Raw genomic sequence first — 21,610 nt, forward strand, 5'->3', positions numbered from 1 at the left:
GCTCAGTCGGTCAATGCTGCGGCGGCGTGGTACGCAGCCTTGTAGGACAGCTCTCGCTCCGCCAGGATGCCGAGCAGCGCGGCATGGTCTTTTCTGAACGGATCGAGCACGCTGGCGTCTTCGGTGGGGCCGATGAGCGCCAGCGCCTTCTCGACCAGGGCCAGGTCGGCTTGCAGCTCGGCCAGCGGCAGGCCGTGGTGCTCGCGCATGGTACCCAGGCGGAAGTAGCTCCAGCGCAGGGTGTGGCGGACCGTGTCATGCTCGGCCAGGTACTGCCACAGACGCTCTTTCCCCAGGCGTGCGATGGCGGCGCGGCAGCTTGCCTCAAGCACGTCCCAGCGGCCAAGTTCGGACGCGACGTGGATTTTCTTATCGAGCAGATAGGCCCACCTGACAACGTCGCTGTGGCCGGTCCGCAGCAGCATCCGCTCGGCCTCCTCCACCTGCGGCAGGGCGTGGCGGTTGTCGCCGCGGCGCACCAGAACCATCAGGTCTTCCATCAGCCGGTCGTAGCGGCGGCGGTCGAAATCGACCGGCTCGGAAGGCTCCACGAAGTCGAACAGATCGCCGCTGGCCCATTGTTCCGGTGTTTGCGACTGCAAGGCCGCCAGCGCCTCGCGGGCGTGCTCGCGGCTTTCCTCGTCGACCTCCGCATGTTCAGTGGCATCGGCCACGAACTGGTAATCGGCGATGGCCAGGTCGATCCGGGGCGGCGTGGCGCGCAGCGCGCCTTCGGCCCGGCTCAGATACAGCCAGCCGGCGTTGAACTCGTCGCTGTGCTGTTCGATCAGGGTGTCGATCACCTCGCGGTAGAGCGCACCGGGCACCAGGTTGTCGTCGCCGTCGGCGCGCATCGCGGCGACGCACATCGCCACACTGCGCAGGGCCAGCGGCACCAGCGCCAGCGCCGTTGCGGCATCGTTCTCGATGGCGCGTTCGCAGATCGCCCTGGTACGCTGGGCCACGGGAATATGCTCGATCTCGCCGGGCCGGTCCTTGCTGGCGGCGTTACTCATGGACTGGGTCACCCAGCGCTTGGGGATGCAGTAAAAATACGCCGGGTGCAGCGTGAGGCAAGCCTTGGCCAGCGCTTGCGTGAAGCTGGCGTCGGGGATGTTGTACGGCCTCAGTCCACCGGACTTCCTGGCGATCTGCGCAAGCATGAAGGGTTCGGTCCAGAACACGTTCCAGCACTGCGCCGCGCAGTCGGCGCCGGCATCGCGCTCGATGGCGTCGCGGCCGTGGCGCGCGACGATCGCGGGCCAGTCGGCGTCGCTGCCGTAGCGCTGCGCGGCAAAGGCAAACAGCGCCGCATCGACGCGGTGGCCGGGAATGGCGTCGAGCGCGCATTTGTATTGATTGACCGCCAGTTCCAGCAGCGCGGCGCTGGTATAGCGGTCCGGCAGGCGATCGAAGTCGCGCTCGTCGCCGTGCGCGATGGCCGCCGCGATCACGTCGTCGTCGATCAGGTGCGGGGAAACCTGTTCCAGGTGGCTCGGATGCGCCGTGACGCAGGCCAGGCACAGCGCCTTGTCCACGTACTCCGGCGGGATGTTGGCGATCGATTCGCCGCACTGCACCGCCCTGAGGCACACCTCGGCGTCGATGACGTCGGCAGGAACATGCGCCAGCGAGAAATGCCGGGCGCCTGGGCGGGCCAGCATGATCAGCGCCTTGTCGATCAAGCGCGGCGGGATGCGCTCCAACCAGCCCGGCCAGGCCGCCATCAGCGTTTCGGCAATCGCGCGCGTGAAGGCGCTGTCTGGCAGGTAGCGGGCGTAATCGAGTTTGGACGGGCCGCACGCGGCCGCCACCGCCTGGCACAAGGCGTCGGTGCGCCATGCGGGCGGCACCCGCTTGAGCGAGGCCCAGGCGTCGCGCAGCATGTAATTGAGCCAGTAGGCCTCGTCCTTGACGGGCAAGGCGATGCTGGCGGCGTCGACCCGGTCCCAGTCGACCGGCCGCTCGCCGCGGTACAGGAAGCCGGTATCGGGGTGGATATCGTAGAACGGCGCGTAGCGTGCATTCGCTTCACTGGCACTGGCGTGCGCCGCCCGCGCCAGGTCCGGCTCATTGCGCTGGTAATGCGCCAGGCCCGTGAGCCAGCGCGCTTTCGTCAGGTGCGGGTCGAGTTCGAGCGCCGTACCCAGGTCGGCCAGCGCGGCGTCGGCCTGGCCGGTCATCAGATACGCTTCGGCGCGGTGGCAGTACGCCTCGGCCGCCTCGGGTTCCTTGTAATAGCAGTCCTGGTTATGCAGGATCGCCATGCCGGCCAACTCGATGGCCTGCGCCGGCTCGGCGCTGCGCAGGGCGCACAGGGCGGCGTCGCTGAGGGCCGTGTTGACCATGCCGGTCTGCCTGCGCGGGAACAGGGCGGCCGCCTTGCGGTACATTTCCAACGCCTGCCGCCACGCGCCTTCGTGCATCAGCGCCTGTCCCATGCCGAACCAGGCTTCGTAGTAAGCCGGCGAGATGGCCGCCGACTTTTTATGCAGCAGATAGGCGGCGCGGCGCTCGCCGGTTGCCATCGCCGCCCTGGCCGAAGTGTGATACGGGTTCGACGCGACATCCACGCCGTCCATGAACAGCGAGCGGCCGGCGCGCAGGGCCAGGATGATGGAAGTACTTTGCCACATCACGCTGTTGGAACTGTCGCAATCGATCTTGTCGAGGTACTTCGCGTCGAGCGCGAACACGCCCTCGTGCCAGCAGAAGAGCGGATTGGGCAGCTCAAGCCGCGCGCAGTAGTCCCCCTCGCCGATGATGAAGACGACGGCGTCCGGGTTGAGCGTGAGCGTGTCGATCTCGTAAAACCAGACGAACAGGAACTGCGTTTCGATGCGCACGGCGGGCGCCTCGCGCATCGCGCTGAAGTCTTCGGCCAGCAGCCAGGCGGAGCTGGCCACGATGCGCCCGCCCACCATGTCGTCGCGCATGCCGTCGAGGACGGCCGCCTCCACATGCAGGTCGCCGCTGACGAAGCAGATCCGCTCGTATGCGTCGCTCCTTAACAGGTAGCCGTGGGCGTTGCCGGCGTCGATCCGCAGGCTGCCGTCGACAACGATCAGGGTATCGTCGCCGAGCTCCTCGAGCAGGGCCGTGCTGACGCTGATATTGCCGGCCAGGAGAAAACACGAGACGCTGCCGCCCTCCTCCGACTCGTCGAGCCAGTCGGGAAAGCGCTCGAAAAATGCCGCGTCCGACATGCGCGGAACGCCGTCCCAGGTGGTCAGGATGGAGAAATGGGTCGTCATGAAAGCCTGGAAGAGGTGGATAAGCGCAGAAAAAACCGGGGAACGTTATTATAACATTAACAAATAATGCCTCTGCCAACTTGCCACCTCCTGCCAGTCGCCATGCGGCTTGCGCCCGGTTACACTACGGTTCCCACAATCCATAACAAGGAGCCATGAATGGCCATTGCCGCACAAGTGCTGATCGGTTTGATCCTGCTGGCGCACGTCTACTTCGTCCTGCTCGAAACGGTGCTGTTCAAGACGCGCGGACGGCGCGTGTTCGGCCTGACGGCCGAAAAAGCCGAGATCATGGCGCCGGCCATGTCCAATCAAGGGTGCTACAACGGCTTTCTGGTGGCGGCGCTGGCCGTCGGCCTGCTCCATCCCCAGCCCGAAGTCGCCCGCGCATTCGTGGTGTACGGCCTGGCCTGCGTGATGGTGGCTGGCGTATGGGGCGCGTTGACGGTCAAGAAGACCATCCTGTTCATCCAGACCGTGCCGGCGGCGATCGCCCTGGCCTTGTACTTCCTGTCGCACTGAGACGTATGACGCTGTCAGAATCAACCACACCCGACGTGCCGGTCGACGCCATCCACAAGGCATTGGCCAATCCGATGCGGCGCCAGATCCTTGCCTGGCTCAAGGAACCGCGTGTCCACTTCGCGCACCAGCAACACAACCTCGATGTCGGCGTCTGCGCCGGCCTGATCGACGCGCGCACGGGGCTGGCGCAATCGACCGTCTCGGCCCACCTGGCGGCGCTGCAGCGCGCCGGCTTGATCAGCTCGCGCAAGGTCGGCCAGTGGATCTATTACAGGCGCAACGAGGAAGCCATCAAGGCCTTCCTCGACCAGATCAACGAGGGCTTGTAGGCCTCAGGCCTGTTTCGCCGCCACCAGCGCCAGGTGATGGCAGATGGCGCGCTTCTTGTCGAGGACGTGCGCCCACAGGGCCGGATCGGGCCAGCCGGCGCCATCGAGCAGGTTCTCCGCCAGGCCGGCCTGCACCAGCGCGCGCGGGTAGTCTTCGCGCACGGCGAGCATGTCGAGATCGCGCGCCACCTGGGCGAAGCGGCGCGGGTCGAAGTCGCCCGGTTCGCGCGCTTCGCCCAAGCCGCGGTTGCGCTCCAGCCAGTCCTCATCGATTCTTTTGCGGTGGTCCGCGATCAGGATGTCGATCACCTCCGCGCGCAGCGCTCCCGGCACGCTGCCGAGATACTCCTTCTTCTGGCGCACCGCGCGCACGCAGGCGTCGACGCTGCGCAGCGCCAGCGGCACCAGCGGCAGATTGGCGGGGTTGGCGGCCAGCGCCCTGGCGCAGATGGCGGGCGTGCGATAGCGCAGCGGGATGCGTTCCAGCGCGCCGGGATTGGCGCTGCTGGCCTGGTCGCACATCGCCTGAGTGACAAAGGCGGGGGGGATGCAGTGCAGCTGGTCCGGCTCGCGCCGGAACGCGGCCTCGGCCACCACGTCGTTGTAGCAGCGCGCGGGAATGCTGGACGGCGCCAGGCGCTGCTTCTTGCGCCGCGCGATCTGCGCCAGCATGAAAGGCTCGTCCCAGAACACGCTCCAGCATGCCAGCGCGCTGGCGCCGGCGTCCACCACGGCCTGGCCGTGGCGCGCGACGATGTCGGGCCAGTCCTGATCGCGTCCGTAGCGCTCGTGCGCGAATGCGAACAGGGCACCGTCGAAGCGGTTGCCGGGGATGGCGTCGAGCGCGCACTTGTAACCATCGAGCGCGCGTTCGAGCAGTGCCGGCGTCTTGTACAGTTCGGGCAGGTCCTGGTCGAAGGTGGCATGGTCGCCGTGGGCGATGGCGGCCGCGATCAGGTCGTCGTCGAGCAGTTCGCCGGGCACGCATGCGAGCGTGCCCGGGTGGGCGCGCACGGCGGCCAGGCACAGGTCGCGGCTCAGGTACGCGGGCGGCACCCTGTCGATCCGCTCGCCGCACTGCACCGCGCGCGTACAGATGTCGGCGTCGCACAGCGCCGCCGGCACATGGTCGAGCGAAAAACCGTCGCTGCCGGGCCGCGCCGACATGCACAGCGCCTTGTCGATCAGGTGCGCGGGAATCAAGCGCAGCAGCCCGGGCGCGCTCGCCACGAGATGCTGCGCCAGTTCGGGCGTGTAGGCGGCGGCGGGAATGTCCTTGAGGTAGTCCGTCTTGTGCGGACCGGCGGCCTGCGCCACCTCCAGGCACAGCGCGGCGCTGCGCTGGGCCAGCGGCACCTTCCACAGCGCGTCCGCGCCGTTGTGGCGCATGAAGTCGCGCCAGTAGGCTTCATCCCTCGGCGGCGGGTCCAGCGCGTCGAGCGGCAGCGTGTGCCAGTCGACCTCGCCGGGCTCTTGGTACAGATGGGCGGTGCCGCCCTCGGCATCGTACAACGCCGCATAGGTGCTGTGGTATTGGTTCGCTGCGGCGTGGTGGAAGCGCGCCTGGTCAGCGTCCCCGCGCCGGTGGCAGGCCAGTCCCATCAGCCAGAGCGAGGCCTCGTCATGGGAGCACAGGCCGAGGGCCTGTTCCAGGTCCGCACAAGCGGCGTCGCTGCGGCCCGACAGCAGCCAGGCCTCGGCACGGTAGCGGTACGCGTGGGCGTGCTCGATGTACTTCGATTCCGTATCGTTGTTGTGGTCGATCGACAGGCTGGCCAGGGCGATGGCGCTATCGAGCTGGCCCAGCAACAGAGCGCACAGCGCGCCGTCGTTCCAGGCCCGGTTGACCAGCCCGTGCTGGTCCGGCGGGAACAGCACGCCCGCCCGGTGGTAGGCCGCCAGCGCCTGGCGGTAGGCGCCCGCCGCGAACAGGGCGTCGCCCATGCCGTACCAGGCCTCGTAATAGCCGGGCGAGATCGACGCCGATTTCCGGTGCAGCAGATAGGCGCCGCGATGGTCGCCCAGGCCGGCCGCCTCCTGCGCCGCCCGGTGATACGGGTAGCTGGCGATATCGACCCCGTCGCGGTAAATCGACTGGCCGCGCGACAAGGCCCGTTCGATGGTGTCCGTCATCCAGCCGTCCGCGTCGACGCCCTCGCGCGCCACGACCGCGACGCATGGTTCGGCCAGCACATGAACATCTTCGTGCCACTGGAAGGCCGGGTTGGGCAAGCCCAGGCTGGCGCAGTAATCGGGATTGCCGAGAATGAAAATCACCGCCTCCGGGCAAATCGCCAGGTCGTCGATGCTGTAGAACCAGGCGAACAGGAAGCGGGTGTCCAGGCGCAGTTCGGGTGCCGTGCGCATGGCGCAGTCGTCGCCCGCGTACAGCCAGGCGCAGTGGCAGACGATGCGGCCCGCCACCGCGTTGCTCGGCAACTCGCCCAGCTTGACCGAATCGGCATGCAGGTCGCCGCTGACGAAAAACAGCCGGGCCATGCCCTCATCATGGCCGAGCCCGTCCAGATGCAGGTCGCCATCGACCGCGATGTGGGTCCAGTCGGCGTCCTCCGCGTGCTGCCACAGGGCGGCGTCGATGCGGATCGGGCCGCTCAGCAGCAGCAGCCGGACCGGTTCGTCGTCGATCTCGCGCCCGCCGGCCGAGGTAGCGTCGATGCAGCGGCGCGCGCGCGGGTTGCGGCGTTCGCCGACGCAGGCGTCGGGGAAATGATCGCGCAGATCGGCCGACGACAGGCGCGGCCAGCCGTCCCAGGTCGTCAAGGGGGTGATGGGATTGTTCATGCAGTCCTGAAAAGTGACAAACGGGCAGCGGCGCCACGCCAAGGAACATGAGTATAACGTCAACCCCCTCCCCGGTTTTGGCCCCCGGCAAGCAGGAATTTTTTACATATCGTAATATGGCGATATTAGATTCGGAAAAACCCGATATGCAAATCGACGCCATTCACAAAGCTTTGGCCAACCCGATGCGCCGCCAGATTCTTGGCTGGCTGAGGGAGCCGCGTGTCCATTTCGCGCATCAGGAACATAACCTCGAGGTCGGGGTGTGCGCCGGCCTGATCGATGCGCGCACGGGATTGGCGCAATCGACCGTCTCGGCCCACCTGGCAGCGCTGCAGCGCGCCGGGCTCATTACCGGGCACAAGGTCGGCCAGTGGATCTATTACAAACGCAACGAGGACACCATCAAGGCGTTCCTCGACCATATGAACCAGGGACTATAGGAGCAACGCATGAGTACATTATTCGACCCGATCACCATTGGCGATCTGACGCTGCAAAACCGCATCATCATGGCGCCGCTGACGCGCGCCCGCGCCATTGGCGGCGGCCGCGTGCCGAACGCGCTCATGGCCGAGTACTACGTGCAGCGCGCCTCCGCCGGCCTGATCCTGAGCGAAGCGACCTCGGTCACGCCGCAGGGCGTGGGCTACGCCGACACGCCGGGCATCTGGTCCGACGCGCAGGTCGCAGGCTGGAAACTGGTGACCGAGGCCGTGCACCAGGCCGGCGGCAAGATCATGATGCAACTGTGGCACGTGGGCCGCATTTCGGACCCGGACCTGCTGAACGGCGACGCCCCGGTGGCGCCGAGCGCGATCGCGGCCAAGGGCCATGTGAGCCTGCTGCGCCCGCAGCGCGATTATCCGGTGCCGCGCGCGCTGGACCTGGAAGAAATTCCGGGCATCGTGGCCGCCTACCGTAAAGGCGCCGAGAACGCCAAGCTGGCCGGCTTCGACGGCGTGGAAATCCACGGCGCCAACGGCTATCTGCTCGATCAGTTCCTGCAGGACGGCACCAACCAGCGCACCGACAACTACGGCGGCCCGGTCGAAAACCGCGCCCGCCTGATGCTCGAAGTGACCGACGCCTGCATCGCGGTGTGGGGCGCGGGTAAAGTCGGCATGCACCTGGCGCCGCGCCGCGATGCGCACGACATGAGCGACTCCGATCCGAAGGCGACCTTCGGCTACGTGGCGCGCGAGCTGGGCAAGCGCGGCATCGCCTTCATCTGCGCGCGCGAATCGCAGGGCGAAGGCCGCCTGGGACCGTACCTGAAGCAGGAATTCGGCGGCGTCTACATCGCCAACGAAAAGCTGACCAAGGAAAGCGCCGAAGCGCTGGTTTCCAGCGGTGAAGCCGACGCGGTTGCCTTCGGCATCTGGTTCATCGCCAATCCCGACCTGCCGCGCCGCCTGCAACTCGACGCGCCGCTCAACGCCCCGCGTCCGGAGAAATTCTACGGCGCCAACGACGACGGCTACACCGACTACCCTGCCCTGCAGGCGTAAACATTAGTCGGCCACGGCTTCTACCTGGATGCGCAGATCGACATCCATCTTGAAGCCGTATTCCTTGCCGGCGGTCAGGCCGAACTCATCGCGCTTGAAACTGCCGTAGGCATCCGCCCCGCACATCTCGCGCTTGAGCATCGGGTGCGGGATGCACTTGAAGCTCTTGATTTGCAGGTTGACCGGCCTGGTCACGCCATGCAGGGTCAGCTCGCCTTGCAGCTGGGTCGGAGCGCCTTCCTTGAAACCGGTCAGCTTGCCCTTGTAGCGCGCCGCGCCGAACTTTGCCACATCGAACAGTTCCGGACCGGCCGCCCATTTATTCAGTACGTCATGGCCGAAGTCGACGCTGGCCGGGTCGATGCTGATATCGACCATGCCGTAGCCGGCCGCCTTGTCCAGAGACACCTTCCCCGAACTGCTGTTGAATTTGCCGCGCCAGACCGACACGCCCATGTGATCGGCTTCGAAGCTGGGAAAGGTGTGGGTCGGATCGATCTGGTAGCTGACCGGCGCGGCCAGTGCGGCGCTGGCGATGCCGGCCAGCAGGACAAAAAGTAGTTTTTTCATGAATGGTAACGGTAACTGCCTCAGGTTGCGGAAACGTTAATCAGGCTTGTGCGGCGCGCACGCTCGCCAGGTATTGGGCATACACATCGTACATGCCGCCGAAACCCTGCTGCATCGACGCGTGGCCGGACTTGAAGGTCTCGATCTCGACGGCGCCGGCGTCGAGCGGCGTGGACACCAGGGTCAGCGTGGTCTTGCCGGCATCTTCGCTCAAGGTGACCGTATTGAGCACTTCCAGCGGCCATGTGGGACTCATCGCGTAATGTATGCGATTGCCTTCGGCGTCGGCGAAGCCGTTGACGAATACCAGCCGCTCCGGCGGCGCGATCTCGCGGTAATCGAACCTGCCGTACATTTCCACGCCGGGGCCGAAGCGCATGCAATAGTGGAATACCCCGCCCGCCTGCGGCTCATGGCGGATCACCTCGATGGCGCAGCCTTGCGGCCCCCACCATTTCTGCAGGTGTTCGGTCTCGGTCATGGTCTTGAATACAAGGGCGCGCGGGGCGTCGAACACGCGCGTGAGGTGGAAATCGACAGTGGAATCCGGGCTGGTCATGGCGTTGCTCCTGTGCTGAACCGGTGGGTGAATGAAGCTGTTGGTAAATTAGCATTGCACGGCGATCCGGGTCAAGCACCGCTCGCATCCCATGCCCGGCCGGGACGGTGCGGGCCTGCGCATTTTTTTACTCAGGGAACTTTGACATTCGCGAAATCGTTGCTATAATCTTGTCTTTCGCGGCTGTAGCTCAGCTGGATAGAGTACTTGGCTACGAACCAAGGGGTCGTGGGTTCAATTCCTGCCAGCCGCACCATTATTCGTAAGTTGAAAGGCCTGAAGAGCAATCTTCAGGCCTTTTTTCTTTTCCTACAACACTTTGTTGTAGTGTCACACTCTCTTACACTTTAACGAATCACCTCGGCTGAGCACGTTGAACGAAGAAGCGCACTCTTCCAAGGAGATCGGCGCGAGTTTGTGTAGGTATTGGCCTACAGTCAATACAATAGCTTGGTAATCTTTGTATATTTGCATTAGAATCGGACGCGCTCCTCTATGAAAATGTAAAAATGGACTTATAGGGGAGTAATTAATTTGACGATGCAAGAATGCTGAGGTGTTGCGCGCACGTTGTGCCGGAATGCCGATTTTGAACGCGCCTTTGCTAGCATGAAGCTCCCCGAGTCTTGATAACCAGGCCGTCTTGCACGGCTGATTCTTTCTTACGAGGTAACATTTATGAAACATATGAAATCCCTGATTGCTGCGGCTGTCCTGGCAACCGCATCACTCGGTTCGACGGCGGCATTCGCTGCTGACATTTCCAACAACCCACAAGCTTTGGCTGTGCTGGACAATACTGCCAATTTCGGCAGCTCGTTCCTGTTGAACAACCAAAACAACACCTTCGCCGACAAGTTCCGCTTCGCGATCACGACCGTCGATCACGACTTCGACGCCATCGTGTCGTCGATCACGCGCAATGCGTCGACCGGCCTGGACATCACCGGCCTGAGCCTGTTCAGCAACGCCGGCAGCCTGATCACCAGCGGCACCATGGAAAGCACTGGCGCCGTCGATATCTGGAGCCTGCGCGCTGACAACCTGGACGTCGGTAGCTACTACCTGCAGGTCAGCGGCAAGATGGTTTCGGGCACCGGCGGCAGCTTCGGCGGCACCGTGATGCTGGCACCAGTACCAGAACCAGAAACCTACGGCATGATGCTGGCAGGCCTGGGCGTGCTCGGTTTCCTGGCGCGTCGCCGCAAGGCAGCCAAGCAAGCGTAATTTGCTTAGCCGAAAAAAACGGAAGCTTCGGCTTCCGTTTTTTTTCGTCCCTTCTCCAGCGGCTCAGGGCTAAGTTAGCTGCGCACCTTCTTGATCACGCTGCGGTTGCTGAGAATCTCCTCGATCTGCTCGAAGCGCACCGGCTTGACCATGTGATGGTCGAACCCGGCCTCGAACGCCAGCTGGCGATCCTTTTCCTGGCCCCAGCCGGTCACCGCGATCAGCAAGGTCATCTGCCCGCACGACAGGCGCCGGATCCCGCGCGCCAGGTCGTAGCCCGACATCTGCGGCAGGCCGATATCGAGAAACGCATAATCCGGGCAAAAGCGCGCCGCCGCCGTCAGCGCATCCGGCCCGTTGTGGGTGATCACCACGCTGTGCCCCATGGCCGAGAGCAAGGCCCCGATACTGTTCACAAAATCCACGTTGTCGTCGGCCAGCAAGATCCTGTAGGTTTCCGAGGTCATGAAGGCGGCCGGGCTGGTCTTGGTCGGCATTTCGGGCTCGACCACGATCGGCAGGCGCACGATGAATTCGCTGCCGCGGTTGATGCCGGCACTGTGCGCTTCGATGCTGCCGCCATGCAACTCAACCAGGCGGCGCGCCAGCGACAAGCCGACGCCCAGGCCGGCATTGGTGCGCTCCAGGGTCGAGTCGACCTGGACGAACATTTCGAACACGTGGTTGAGCATGTCGGGCGCGATGCCGATGCCGTTGTCGGCCACCTGGATGACCAGGTCGCGCTCTTCCACCCGCGCGCTCAAGGCGACCCGCCCGCCCCGGTTGGTGTATTTGGCGGCATTGTTGAGCAGGTTCGACAGGATCTGCGCCAGCCGCGTGGCGTCGCCGTGCAGGAACACCGGCCGGTCCGGCAGGTCGATCGCCAGTTCGTGGCCGTGCAGTTCAATGTAGGAACGCACCACTTCGAGCGCATCGTTGACCACCGCCTTGAGTTCGACGCGGCCCATCTTGATGGCGAACTTGCCGGTGTTGATGCGCGAGACATCCAGCAGGTCGTCCACCAGCCGCACCATCTGGCGCAGCTGGCGTTCCATGATGTCGGTGGCGCGCTGGGTGGCCTGGGCGTCGCCGCTGCGGATGCGCAGGATGTCGAGCCCGGTACGGATCGGCGCCAGCGGATTGCGCAGCTCGTGCGCCAGGGTGGCCAGGAACTCATCCTTGCGGCGGTCGGCCACCAGCAGCGCTTCCTCGGCGCGGTGGCGCACCTGCATTTCATGTTCCAGGGTCAGGTTGGCTTCCTGCAAGGCATGCGAACGGCGTCCGATTTCGGCCAGCATGTCGTTGAAAGCGGCCACCAGCACCCCGATTTCGCCGCTGTTATTGCCCGGCACGCGCAGGCTGAAGTCGCGCCGCTGCATCACTTCGCGCGCCACATTGGTCACCGCCAGCAGCGGCCGCGTGATGCTCTGCTGCAAGCGCGATGCCACCAGGGCCGCGATCAGCAGCGAGATCAGCAGTACGATGCCGAGAATCGCCGCGTAATTGAGCATGCGCTCGACCAGCCCGAAACGCGCGCGCAGGTACACCGTGCCGAGTACCTCGCCATTATCGACAATGTTGTGGTACACCACCAGCTCGCCATGGTCGATGGTGTAGCCGGGCCGCCCCGGCTTGACCGGATACGACGGTTCCAGCGAGCCCTGCGTGTAGGACGCGAAGCGCACCCCGGCGCTGGTGTACAGCGCGCCCGACAGGATCTGCGGGCGCACCCGCAGCACCGCCAGGTTCTGCTGCGCGCTCCTGGCATCGTTGAAGGCCAGCGCCGGGGCGCTGACGCTGGCGATGATGTCGGCCTGGGTCATCAGGTCGTCGACCCAGTAGCGCTGGAAGGTACGCAGGTCGTACAGCAGCATGGCGATCGAGGCCGCCAGCAGGGCCACGAAAGTGGTCGAGACGGCCATGAGGATGAGTTTGCTACGGACGGAGCCGCTATCGTGTTGCATCACGGTGCTCCCTTGTGAACGTGATTGGCCACTGTCAGCAGGCGCGAACTGAGCTTGACGCTGTTACGGTCGGCCGCTTCCAGCGAGACATCGAAGCGCACGCGCTCTTCGACGATCCTGAAGTTAATGACACTGCCTTGTTGCAGTCCCTGTTGCGATTCTGTCACGACCAGGGTCGGCATGGCGCCGATCGCGCGCAGTGCCGCGCGCAGGCGCGCAGGGTCCTCGCCGCCGATGAACAGCAGATGCACCCCGGCAAGCGGGTCGTGCTCGCGCAGCGGGCGCACCAGCACCGGCCTGCCCTGCACCGCGCGCCCGGCGACGATGCGCGCCAGGTCGGCCGCCAGCTCGTCGGCGCCGGCCACGCCGATCACCAGCGGCGCGCCGGCGTCCGCGAAAGCCGAGGCCGGAAATTCGGCGTAGCCCAGGAACTTGTACAGGAAGGCGGCCTTGATGCTGCGCTCGGGCAGCACCGCGCCGCCGGCCGGCAGCGCGGCGCGCACCAGCGGCGGCGTGAGCACCAGCCCCATGGACAGTCCCAGCAGCAGCGGCATGGCCCACGCGGCCAGGCGCGGCGGCAGGCGGCGCGCGGCGCTCGATGCGCGGGGCGGCATGGCCAATACCGCGCTCAAAACCGCGCGCTCAGCTGGAGCGACACGGCGCGCCCGATCATGCGGCGCGTGGCGGGCGGGCCGAACTCGGCGTGCGCGGCGTGCAGCAAGTTGCGGCCCGCCAGCGCCAGCTCCAGGTCCGGACGCGGCTGCCATGCCATGCGGACGTCGAGCTCGTAGTAGGCCGGCACCATCGGCTGCGGCAACTGGCCGACCCGGCGCAGCGCCAGCTCGGCCTGCAAGGAATCGGACAGCTCGTGCGAGGAACGCAGCGACCAGTAGCTGCTCGGATCGTTGGTGCCGATGCCGAGCGCGGCCGAGCCGTCGCGGCTGGCGGGGTCGAGGCCGGCGTCGATATCCTGCAGCACCAGGCCGGCCACCAGGCGCCAGCGCGGGAGCGGCTGCCAGCGGCCCCAGAATTCCAGGCCGCGCGTAGTGGCCTCGCCCAGATTGGCGAACTGTGCGGCCGGCTGCGCCGGACCCGGCCCGGGCGGACGCGGTTCCAGCGTGCGCAGGCGGTCGTAATCGCTGGCGAAGGCGGTCAGCGAATACGACAGGCTGGGCAGCGGCTGGGCGCGGTAGCCGATGTCGGCCACGCGCACCGTTTCGGAGACGAAGTCCGGCCCGCCCGCGATGCTGTAGCCGCCGCTGGCGCTGCGCACGTGGAGATCGCGGTCGAAGCGCGACGGCGCGCGCACATTGCGCGACAGCGCCGCCCACAGCACACTGGTGGGACTGGCGTTCCACGCCATGCGCATGCTTGGCAGCGTTTCCGTGCCGGTGTACGTATTGTGTTCCAGTTTGACTCCAATGCTCATCCGCAGGGTACTGCTCAGTTGTATCTTATCCTGCGCGAACACATTCGCCCAGCGCAGATCCTTGTCTGCAGGAAAAAACTCCAGCGCGGTGCCGCCTTTGACCCGGTCCCAGGCATGCCGGTAGCCGCCGCCCCACTGCACGCTGTGGACGCGGCCAAGGTGGGTGCCGTGTTGCAACTCCAGGTCGATGATATCGAGGCGCTGGGCGCCGCTGCCGTCCTGCACCCGTTCGGTATGGTCGAGCGAGGCCTGGACCCGCCAGTCGCTGCCATCGCCCAGGGTGCCGCTGGCCCGTCCCAGCAGGTTGGCGCCGCTGCCGCGCATCTCGGCCCCGCCGCGCCGGTGCACGCTGGTGCGGTACAGGTCGGCGCTGAGGCTGGCGGCGCCGGCGCCATGCTTCCAGTCGCTGCGAAAGCCAGCCTGGCGGCGCTCCATGCCGCCGCCGGGCGCATCGGGATAGTCGTCGATCTCGATGGCCTTGGCGTACACGCGGTAAGCGCCGCCGTCGTCCAGCCGGCCGCCCTGGCGCACTGTGGCGCCACGCTCGAGGCGGCCGCCGTCCAGCGACAGCAGTAGCCCCTGGCTGCTGGCGGCGTTGCGCGTGATAATGTTGATCACGCCATTGACCGCGTTGGCGCCCCAGATGGTCGCGCCCGGACCGCTGATGACTTCGATGCGCTCGATGTCTTCCATCACCACATCCTGGGCATCCCAGAACACCCCGGAAAACAGCGGCGAATACGCGCTGCGCCCGTCGATCAGCACCAGCAGCTTGTTTTCGATGGTGGTCGAGAAGCCGCGCGCGGTGATCGCGTAACTGGCGCCGTCGCTGCGCGCCACCTGCAGGTTGGGCGCCAGGCGCAGCGCCTCGGGCAGGGTGCGCGCGCCGGCGCGCTCGATATCGCCGCCGGCGATCACATACAGCGAAATGGGGGCGTCGGCCAGGCGGGTCGGCTGGCGCGACACTGAACTGACCACGATGTCCGACAACTGCTCCAGCGAAAAATCGAGCAGGGACAACTGCTCCACTTCCGCACGCGCGCCAGCGGCATGCAACAAGCCGGCGCATACGACGGAAATGGTCAGAAATGGCAGTTTACGCATGCTTGCTATCGTAGAACATTTTCTGTCATGCACAAAGCAGCGCACGTTAACAGCTATTCGTTACCGTTGGTTTCTTGCTTGTCGTGGCAGTTTGCCGACACCGGCTGCGCGTCGGCGCGGACCACGCTGTCTCACACGCCGAACTCCGCCGCCGCCTTGGCCGCCCACAAGGCTTCCAGGTAACTGGGATAGGGAATATCGTAACTGTCGACCGCGCCGTCTTCGCCGATAAAGCTGGTCCACCAGCCGTCCGCGGCGGCGGAAATGGCGATGTCGCCCGGTTTGCAGTGCTCGCCGATCGGCTCATCCTGCTCGAGCACGACGATGTTGACTTTCCTGTGCTTGACGATACTTGCCATGAATCACCCCTTGTTTGTGTTTGAGCTATAAACAGAACAAATAACTGACATCACAAACATCAATTAGATTTATTTACCGCACCGCAGCATACTGCATCTGTCTCCTCTATTCTCCTCCAAGAAAATAGATTCAGCCCGCTCTCTGAGCGGGCTTTTTTTTGCCTGTACGCCAAGTGTTCGCATCAGCAAGCGCCAGCTTACTTCCGCCATGAAAATTGACGCATTCTTGAAAACATCCGGCATCGCTCCTGAGATAGCATTTCTGCGCGATATCTTTCGCAGCCGTCGCGGCAAACTTGTCCGTGTCGACGATCCGGCGATCACGCCAAAGCGCACTGACGAGCATATCCGGCAGGCCATCCGTGAAGGGCGCGTTGCCGGGATGTCTCCCCGCGATGCGGGCGCCTGACGACATTGCGGCGCATCCCGTGCCGTTTGCGTTCGACATCACTGGCATCAGCAAATTTCCTCGGGCAAAGGCTGGAGTGCTGGATGGGAAGCTCATTGAGGGATCGCTGACGATCGGCTCGGTGGTCCACCTTGTCCACGGTACGCAGCTCATCCCGATGCGCGTCAAAGGTATCGTCATTGAGTCGGCAAACTCCCCGCATTATGACCTGAGCCTGACCATCGATCTGCGCGAAGCGGCGATGGCGCTCGCTGACGTTGGCGAGCGCCTGGTTCATTGCCGACCGGTCGGGGCGCGTTTTGTGCGGGCCGCAGCTTGAAGAAAGCTGCGGCCTCGTGCGTTTACACCCATCCATCCGACCGGCGTCGCACGGCCCCCTCCCCCGCAGCAAAAAGGCCCATTCCACCTCATTTGGTGTACGATTCGCTCACGTTTTCGTTTCTACAACTTCATCTTATCCATCTTTCATGAAACAGCCTACCCATGCACGCATCTGGTAACAGCGCCGGAGTGGCCAGCACCGACTGGAGCGGCACCGACCTTGGCGCGCCAGAGACCTGGCCCGGCACCTTGCGCCTGTGCGTCGACATCCTCCTCAACACGCCGCTGCCGATGCTGCTGGTGTGGGGTCCGCGCCGCGTCATCGTGTTCAACGATGCCTACGCCGACCTGGCCGGTCCGCGCCACCCGCGCGCGCCGGGCGGCCGCATACCCGCGGTCTGGCCGGCCCCGCTCGCCGCCAGCCCCGCTACCCTCGACGACGCCCTCGCCGGCAATGTCGTGCGGCTCGAGCGCCAGCGCCTCGCCTTCGTGCGCGACGGCGCGCTCGCATCGGCCGACTACGACCTCCACTTCACCCCGGTGCGCGATGGCGACACCGTCGGCGGCGTGCTGTGCGCCGTGACCCCGAGCGCGCCGCCGGCCAGCGTGCCCGCCCCGGCCGACGGCCTGCGCATCCTGGTGGTCGAAGACAACCTCGACTCGCAGTACCTGGTGGTCGAGATGCTCAAGGCCTTCGGCCACGAAGCCGACGGCGTGGGCGACGCCGAGAACGCGCTGGCACTGATGGCGCAGAGCAGCTACAACGTGCTGTTCTCCGATGTCAGCCTGCCCGGCATGTCCGGCGTCGACATGGCGCGCGAAGCGGTGCGCCTGTATCCGGGCCTGAACGTGATCTTCGCGTCCGGCTACGGCGACGCCCTGCTGCGCCACGTCGAGTTCGCGCACCAGTCGCTGCAAAAACCCTACGAACTTGAACAGCTGCAAGCAGCACTGGCGACAATCGCCCAGCGGCTTCCCGGCGGAGTATGATCGGGACTCAAGGTACCTAGCGTGTGGTGCGATGCGCCGCCGGTCGGCTAGAATCGCAAGGCGCCACCCGATGCAGTGCGCAGGAGACGTTGCGGGGCCGACCCCACCCATCCCTTCACGATTGCCGACAGACAGATGATGATTCCCACCGAGCCAATCGGCAGCATTCCTCGGCCAGCGGCCCTGATCGCCGCGGTCGAAAGCGGCACGCTCAGCGACAGCGAACTCGACGCCCTGTACGAGGACGCCGTGCGCGACACCATCGCCCGCATGGAAGCGACCGGCTCGCCCGTCATCAGCGATGGCGAGCAGCGCAAATACCACAACTTCCTGACCTACTGCGTGCACGGCTCGCCCAACACCGCGCCGGACGGCTTCCAGATCCCGTTCGCGGACGGCCACACGCGCCGCATGCCGCGCCTGATGCGCGCCCCGTTCCGCTACGAACGCTACGCCGACAGCTTTCTCAAGCTGGCGCGGCGCTACGCCACGGTGGCGGTCAAGCAGGCCGTCATTTCGCCCTCGGCCCTGTCGCTCATGTACCCGTCCGAAGGCTTGCCCGGCTACTCGCGCGACCAGTTCATCGACGATCTGCTGGGCGAGCACGAGACCGAAATCCGGCGCTGCCTCGAGCAGGGCGCGCACAAGGTGCAGGTCGACTTCACCGAAGGCCGGCTGGCCATGAAGCTCGATCCGAGCGGCGAGCTGCTGTCGAGCTTCATCGACCTGAACAACCTGGCGCTGAACCGTTTTTCAAGCGCCGAGCAGGCCCTGATCGGCGTGCACACCTGCCCCGGCGCCGACCACGACTCGACCCACAGCCTTGACGTGGATTACGCCGAGCTCCTGCCCAGCCTGTTTGAACTGAAAGCCGGCAATTTCTACATCGCCATGGCGCGCGAGCCGGACCCGGTGCGCGCGCTCAAGATCATCGCCCAACACATCAGGCCGGGCCAGCGCGTCTTCATCGGCGTGATCGACCCGATCGATCCGCGCATCGAAACGCCCGAACTGGTGCGCGACCGCATCCTGCAGGCGGCCGAGTTCATCGCCCCTTCCCAGCTCGGCAGCACCGACGACTGCGGCTTTTCGCCCTTCTGCGACGACCGTTCCACCAGCCGCGAGACGGCCTTCGCCAAGATCGCCGCGCGCGTGGCCGGCACCGCGCTGGCCAGTACCATCCTGCGGGAGCGCATGTGAACGACGACCGCGACGAAACCGAGCTGATGCGCTCCGTGGCGCTGCGCAACGCCAGCAGCGTGCTGGCCGCGCGCGAGCGTGCCCAGCAAGAACTGAGCGAAACCAAGGACGCCCTGCGCCAGGCCAACACGCGCATGGAAAACATGCTTGAAAGCCTGACCGACGGTTTTTGCGCGGTTGACCGCAGCTGGCGCATCACCTACATCAACGCGCGCGCGCTGCAACTGCTGTCGGCGCGCGGCAAAACCCGCGAGGCCCTGCTGGGCCGGGTCATCTGGGACGAGTTCCCCGAACTGCGCGACAGCGGCATGGAAGCGCAGTACCGGCGCGCCATGGATTCCCAGGAAACAGTCAGCTTCGAATTCTTTTACCCGAGCCTGGGCAGCTGGTTCGACCTGCGCGCCTACCCGTCCGACGACGGCCTGACCGTGTACTTCCAGGACATCAGCAAGCGCAAGTCCGACGAACAAGCCCTGCTCGACGGCAGCAGCCGCCTGCAAGTGGCGCTCTCGGCCGGGCGCCTGGGCGACTGGCGCTGGGACGCCGGCGCCGACCGCGTGACCCTGGGCGCGCGCGCCGCCGACATCTTCAGCCTGCCGCCCGAGACCCCGCTGCCCTGGGACAGCCTGCGCGAACGCCTGCACGACGGCGACAAGGACATGGCGCGCACCGAATTCCTGCAAGCCTTCGCCCAGCATACCGACCTGAACATGGAATGCCGGGTCGACCGGCCCGACGGCGACCAGTGCTGGATCGCCGTGGTCGGGCGCGCCGACTACGACCGCGACGGCAACGTGCTGGGCATGACCGGCGTGGTACAGGACATCAGCACCCGCAAGAGCGCCGAAGACACCCTGCGCGAGAGCGAGGAAGTGCTGCGCGCGCTGGCCAATTCGATCCCGCAGCTGGCCTGGATGGCCCAGGCCGACGGCGCCATCGTCTGGTTCAACAAGCGCTGGTACGAATACACCGGCACCACGCCCGACCAGATGGTGGGCTGGGGCTGGCAATCGACGCACGACCCCGACGTGCTGCCGCAAATGCTGCAGCGCTGGCACGAATCGATCCGCACCGGCAATCCGTTCGAGATGGAATTCCCGATCCGCGGCGCCGACGGCCAGTACCGCTGGTTCCTCACGCGCGTGAACGCCGTGCGCGACCGCCTCGGCCACGTGGTGCGCTGGTTCGGCACGAATACCGACGTCGACCAGGTCAAGCGCGTGCAGCAAGCCCTGCGCGACGAATCGAACGTGCTCGAACTGCTCAACAGCACCGGCAGCGCGCTGGCCTCGCAGCGCGACCTGCGCTCGCTGCTGCAAACCGTGACCGACGCCGCCACCGGCATCAGCGGCGCCCGCTTCGGCGTCTTCTTTTACCATGGCAAGGATAACGACGGCGACCTGTTCACCCTGCACACCGTGGCCGGGGCGCCCCCGCCCGAATTCGACACCGACGGCGAGCTGCGCACCAGTGCGCTGTTCGGGCCCAAGCTGCGCGGCGAAGAGGTGTTGCGCTCGGATGACATCCGCACCGATCCGCGCCACGCCGCGTTCGCCCCGCACGGCGGCCTGGCCGACGAGCAGGCCGGGGTGCGCAGCTACCTGGCGGTGCCGGTCATCGCCCGTTCGGGCGAGGTGCTGGGCAGCCTGTTCTTCAGCCACCCCGAAACGGCCATCTTCAGCGAGCGCACCGAGCGCATCGTCGGCGGCATCGCGGCCCAGGCGGCGGTGGCGATCGACAACACGCGCCTGTACGAAGCGGCCCAGCACGCGGCCGAAGAACGCAAGGTGCTGCTCGAGAGCGAACGCTCGGCGCGCGCCGAAGCCGAACGCACGAGCCAGATGAAAGATGAATTCCTGGCCACCCTGTCGCACGAGCTGCGCACACCGCTCTCGGCGATCCTGGGCTGGGCCCAGGTACTGCGGCGCGGCAGCCGCGACCAGGCCGACCTGCAGCGCGGCCTGCAAACCATCGAGCGCAACGCGCGCGCCCAGGCCCAGCTGATCGAAGACTTGCTCGACATGAGCCGCATCACCTCGGGCAAGGTGCTGCTCGACATGCAGACCGTCTCGCCCACGGTGTTCATCGACGCCGCCATCGAAACGGTGCGCCCGGCGGCCGACGCCAAGAACATCCGCCTCGACAAAATCGTCGCCCCGGGCGTGGGCATGATCGCCGGCGACCCGGCCCGCTTGCAGCAGGTGATCTGGAACCTGCTCTCGAACGCCATCAAGTTCACCGCGCGCGACGGCATGGTGCGCATCGCACTGCGCGCCGTCGACGGCCATGTCGAAATTTCCGTGCACGACACGGGCGTCGGCATCAAGCCCGAATTCATGGCGCACGTGTTCGAGCGCTTCCGCCAGGGCGACGCCTCCACCACCCGCAAGCACGGCGGGCTGGGGCTGGGACTGTCGATCGTCAAGCACCTCATCGAGCAGCACGGCGGCACGGTGCGCGCCGACAGCGCCGGCGAGGAGCGCGGCGCCACCTTCACCATCGAGTTGCCTGCCGCCAACCGCCAGAGCCCGGCCGCGCGCACCGGCCGCGCCCCCACCCTGCCGACGGCGCCGCTCACACCCGACATTCTGTTGCGCGACCTGTCGCACCTGAATGTTCTGGTAGTTGACGACGAACCGGACGCACGCGACCTGATCCGTCGGATATTATCTGACTGCAACGCCACGGTGCGCACGGCGGCCAGCGCGGCCGATGCGCTGGCCGAGTTCCGGGCGTCGCCGCCGGACTTGCTGGTGAGCGACCTGGGCATGCCGGACGTGGACGGCTTCGAGCTGCTGGCGCAAGTGCGCGCGCTCGGCCACGCCGGCGGCGGCGACGTGCCGGCGGTGGCGCTGACCGCGTTTGCACGCTCGGAAGACCGGCTGCGCGCGCTGGAAGCGGGATTCATGGCGCATATCGCCAAGCCGGTCGAGCCGAGCGAACTGATCGCCACAGTTGCCACGATGGCTGGGAATGCGCCTCATTAGCCTACAATGGGAGTCCTACCGGCGCACGCGGCGCTGTCCTACAAGAAATGTTCGATACACTGTTACACTA

18 protein-coding genes and 1 tRNA gene are annotated in these 21,610 nt (G+C 65.9%); 11 read left to right on the plus strand and 8 right to left on the minus strand.

Annotated features, from left to right (window positions below):
- Window positions 1-2: 2 nt before the first annotated feature.
- Entirely contained in the window at window positions 3-3,254 is a 3,252-nt protein-coding gene (locus F2P45_RS00535; RefSeq protein WP_166869828.1) for a tetratricopeptide repeat protein, read from the minus strand.
- Between the two features lie 159 nt (window positions 3,255-3,413).
- On the opposite strand from F2P45_RS00535, the gene F2P45_RS00540 reads away from it, so the two are divergent.
- A complete protein-coding gene (locus tag F2P45_RS00540) occupies window positions 3,414-3,776 on the plus strand; it encodes a DUF1304 domain-containing protein (protein ID WP_166869829.1) in 363 nt (120 codons plus the stop codon).
- Between the two features lie 5 nt (window positions 3,777-3,781).
- Window positions 3,782-4,108, plus strand: a complete 327-nt coding sequence (locus F2P45_RS00545) for an ArsR/SmtB family transcription factor (protein ID WP_166869830.1) — start codon at window positions 3,782-3,784, stop codon at window positions 4,106-4,108.
- 3 nt (window positions 4,109-4,111) lie between these two features.
- On the opposite strand, the gene F2P45_RS00550 is transcribed toward F2P45_RS00545, so the two are convergent.
- Window positions 4,112-6,910 carry a tetratricopeptide repeat protein gene (locus F2P45_RS00550; protein WP_166869831.1) on the minus strand — a complete coding sequence of 933 codons (2,799 nt, stop codon included), beginning with the start codon at window positions 6,908-6,910 and terminating at the stop codon, window positions 4,112-4,114.
- A gap of 146 nt (window positions 6,911-7,056) precedes the next feature.
- On the opposite strand from F2P45_RS00550, the gene F2P45_RS00555 reads away from it, so the two are divergent.
- Together F2P45_RS00555 and F2P45_RS00560 are read left to right on the plus strand one after the other, a co-directional pair.
- Complete coding sequence (locus tag F2P45_RS00555) at window positions 7,057-7,353, plus strand: ArsR/SmtB family transcription factor (protein ID WP_166869832.1); 297 nt, start codon at window positions 7,057-7,059, stop codon at window positions 7,351-7,353.
- A gap of 9 nt (window positions 7,354-7,362) precedes the next feature.
- Window positions 7,363-8,421 (plus strand): alkene reductase, encoded by a 1,059-nt coding sequence (locus F2P45_RS00560; protein WP_166869833.1) that lies wholly within the window; start codon window positions 7,363-7,365, stop codon window positions 8,419-8,421.
- A gap of 3 nt (window positions 8,422-8,424) precedes the next feature.
- Here F2P45_RS00560 and F2P45_RS00565 read toward each other — a convergent pair whose 3' ends face one another.
- Window positions 8,425-8,991, minus strand: a complete 567-nt coding sequence (locus F2P45_RS00565; RefSeq protein WP_166869834.1) for a YceI family protein — start codon at window positions 8,989-8,991, stop codon at window positions 8,425-8,427.
- A 40-nt stretch (window positions 8,992-9,031) separates the two neighbouring features.
- Window positions 9,032-9,550, minus strand: a complete 519-nt coding sequence (locus F2P45_RS00570; protein WP_166869835.1) for an SRPBCC family protein — start codon at window positions 9,548-9,550, stop codon at window positions 9,032-9,034.
- A 179-nt stretch (window positions 9,551-9,729) separates the two neighbouring features.
- Between F2P45_RS00570 and F2P45_RS00575 the strand changes: the two genes are divergently transcribed.
- A tRNA-Arg gene (locus F2P45_RS00575) sits at window positions 9,730-9,806 on the plus strand.
- A gap of 431 nt (window positions 9,807-10,237) precedes the next feature.
- Window positions 10,238-10,777, plus strand: coding sequence for an FxDxF family PEP-CTERM protein (locus F2P45_RS00580; protein ID WP_229504867.1), 540 nt, complete (start codon window positions 10,238-10,240; stop codon window positions 10,775-10,777).
- A gap of 74 nt (window positions 10,778-10,851) precedes the next feature.
- On the opposite strand, the gene F2P45_RS00585 is transcribed toward F2P45_RS00580, so the two are convergent.
- The 4 genes from F2P45_RS00585 to F2P45_RS00600 form a co-directional block, all read right to left on the minus strand.
- Window positions 10,852-12,741, minus strand: a complete 1,890-nt coding sequence (locus tag F2P45_RS00585) for a sensor histidine kinase, YfiR-like protein-associated (RefSeq protein WP_166869837.1) — start codon at window positions 12,739-12,741, stop codon at window positions 10,852-10,854.
- A complete protein-coding gene (locus tag F2P45_RS00590) occupies window positions 12,741-13,355 on the minus strand; it encodes a TOL_0243 family YfiR-like periplasmic protein (protein ID WP_166869838.1) in 615 nt (204 codons plus the stop codon). Before F2P45_RS00590 ends, F2P45_RS00585 begins: the two co-directional genes overlap by 1 nt.
- A gap of 14 nt (window positions 13,356-13,369) precedes the next feature.
- Window positions 13,370-15,274, minus strand: a complete 1,905-nt coding sequence (locus F2P45_RS00595; RefSeq protein ID WP_166869839.1) for a TOL_0244 family TonB-dependent receptor — start codon at window positions 15,272-15,274, stop codon at window positions 13,370-13,372.
- A 131-nt stretch (window positions 15,275-15,405) separates the two neighbouring features.
- Entirely contained in the window at window positions 15,406-15,633 is a 228-nt protein-coding gene (locus F2P45_RS00600) for a hypothetical protein (RefSeq protein ID WP_166869840.1), read from the minus strand.
- 208 nt (window positions 15,634-15,841) lie between these two features.
- On the opposite strand from F2P45_RS00600, the gene F2P45_RS00605 reads away from it, so the two are divergent.
- From F2P45_RS00605 to F2P45_RS00625, 5 genes are all read left to right on the plus strand, one after another.
- Window positions 15,842-16,042, plus strand: coding sequence for a hypothetical protein (locus F2P45_RS00605; RefSeq protein ID WP_166869841.1), 201 nt, complete (start codon window positions 15,842-15,844; stop codon window positions 16,040-16,042).
- A complete protein-coding gene (locus tag F2P45_RS00610) occupies window positions 16,029-16,361 on the plus strand; it encodes a hypothetical protein (protein WP_223164649.1) in 333 nt (110 codons plus the stop codon). Before F2P45_RS00605 ends, F2P45_RS00610 begins: the two co-directional genes overlap by 14 nt.
- 164 nt (window positions 16,362-16,525) lie before the next feature.
- Entirely contained in the window at window positions 16,526-17,353 is an 828-nt protein-coding gene (locus F2P45_RS00615; RefSeq protein WP_166869843.1) for a response regulator, read from the plus strand.
- A gap of 135 nt (window positions 17,354-17,488) precedes the next feature.
- A complete protein-coding gene (locus F2P45_RS00620; protein ID WP_166869844.1) occupies window positions 17,489-18,553 on the plus strand; it encodes a cobalamin-independent methionine synthase II family protein in 1,065 nt (354 codons plus the stop codon).
- Window positions 18,550-21,540, plus strand: a complete 2,991-nt coding sequence (locus F2P45_RS00625; RefSeq protein WP_187367121.1) for a hybrid sensor histidine kinase/response regulator — start codon at window positions 18,550-18,552, stop codon at window positions 21,538-21,540. Before F2P45_RS00620 ends, F2P45_RS00625 begins: the two co-directional genes overlap by 4 nt.
- Window positions 21,541-21,610: the final 70 nt, after the last annotated feature.

Origin of the sequence: Massilia mucilaginosa, assembly GCF_011682145.1 — a bacterium.
GTDB lineage: Bacteria > Pseudomonadota > Gammaproteobacteria > Burkholderiales > Burkholderiaceae_D > Telluria_A > Telluria_A mucilaginosa.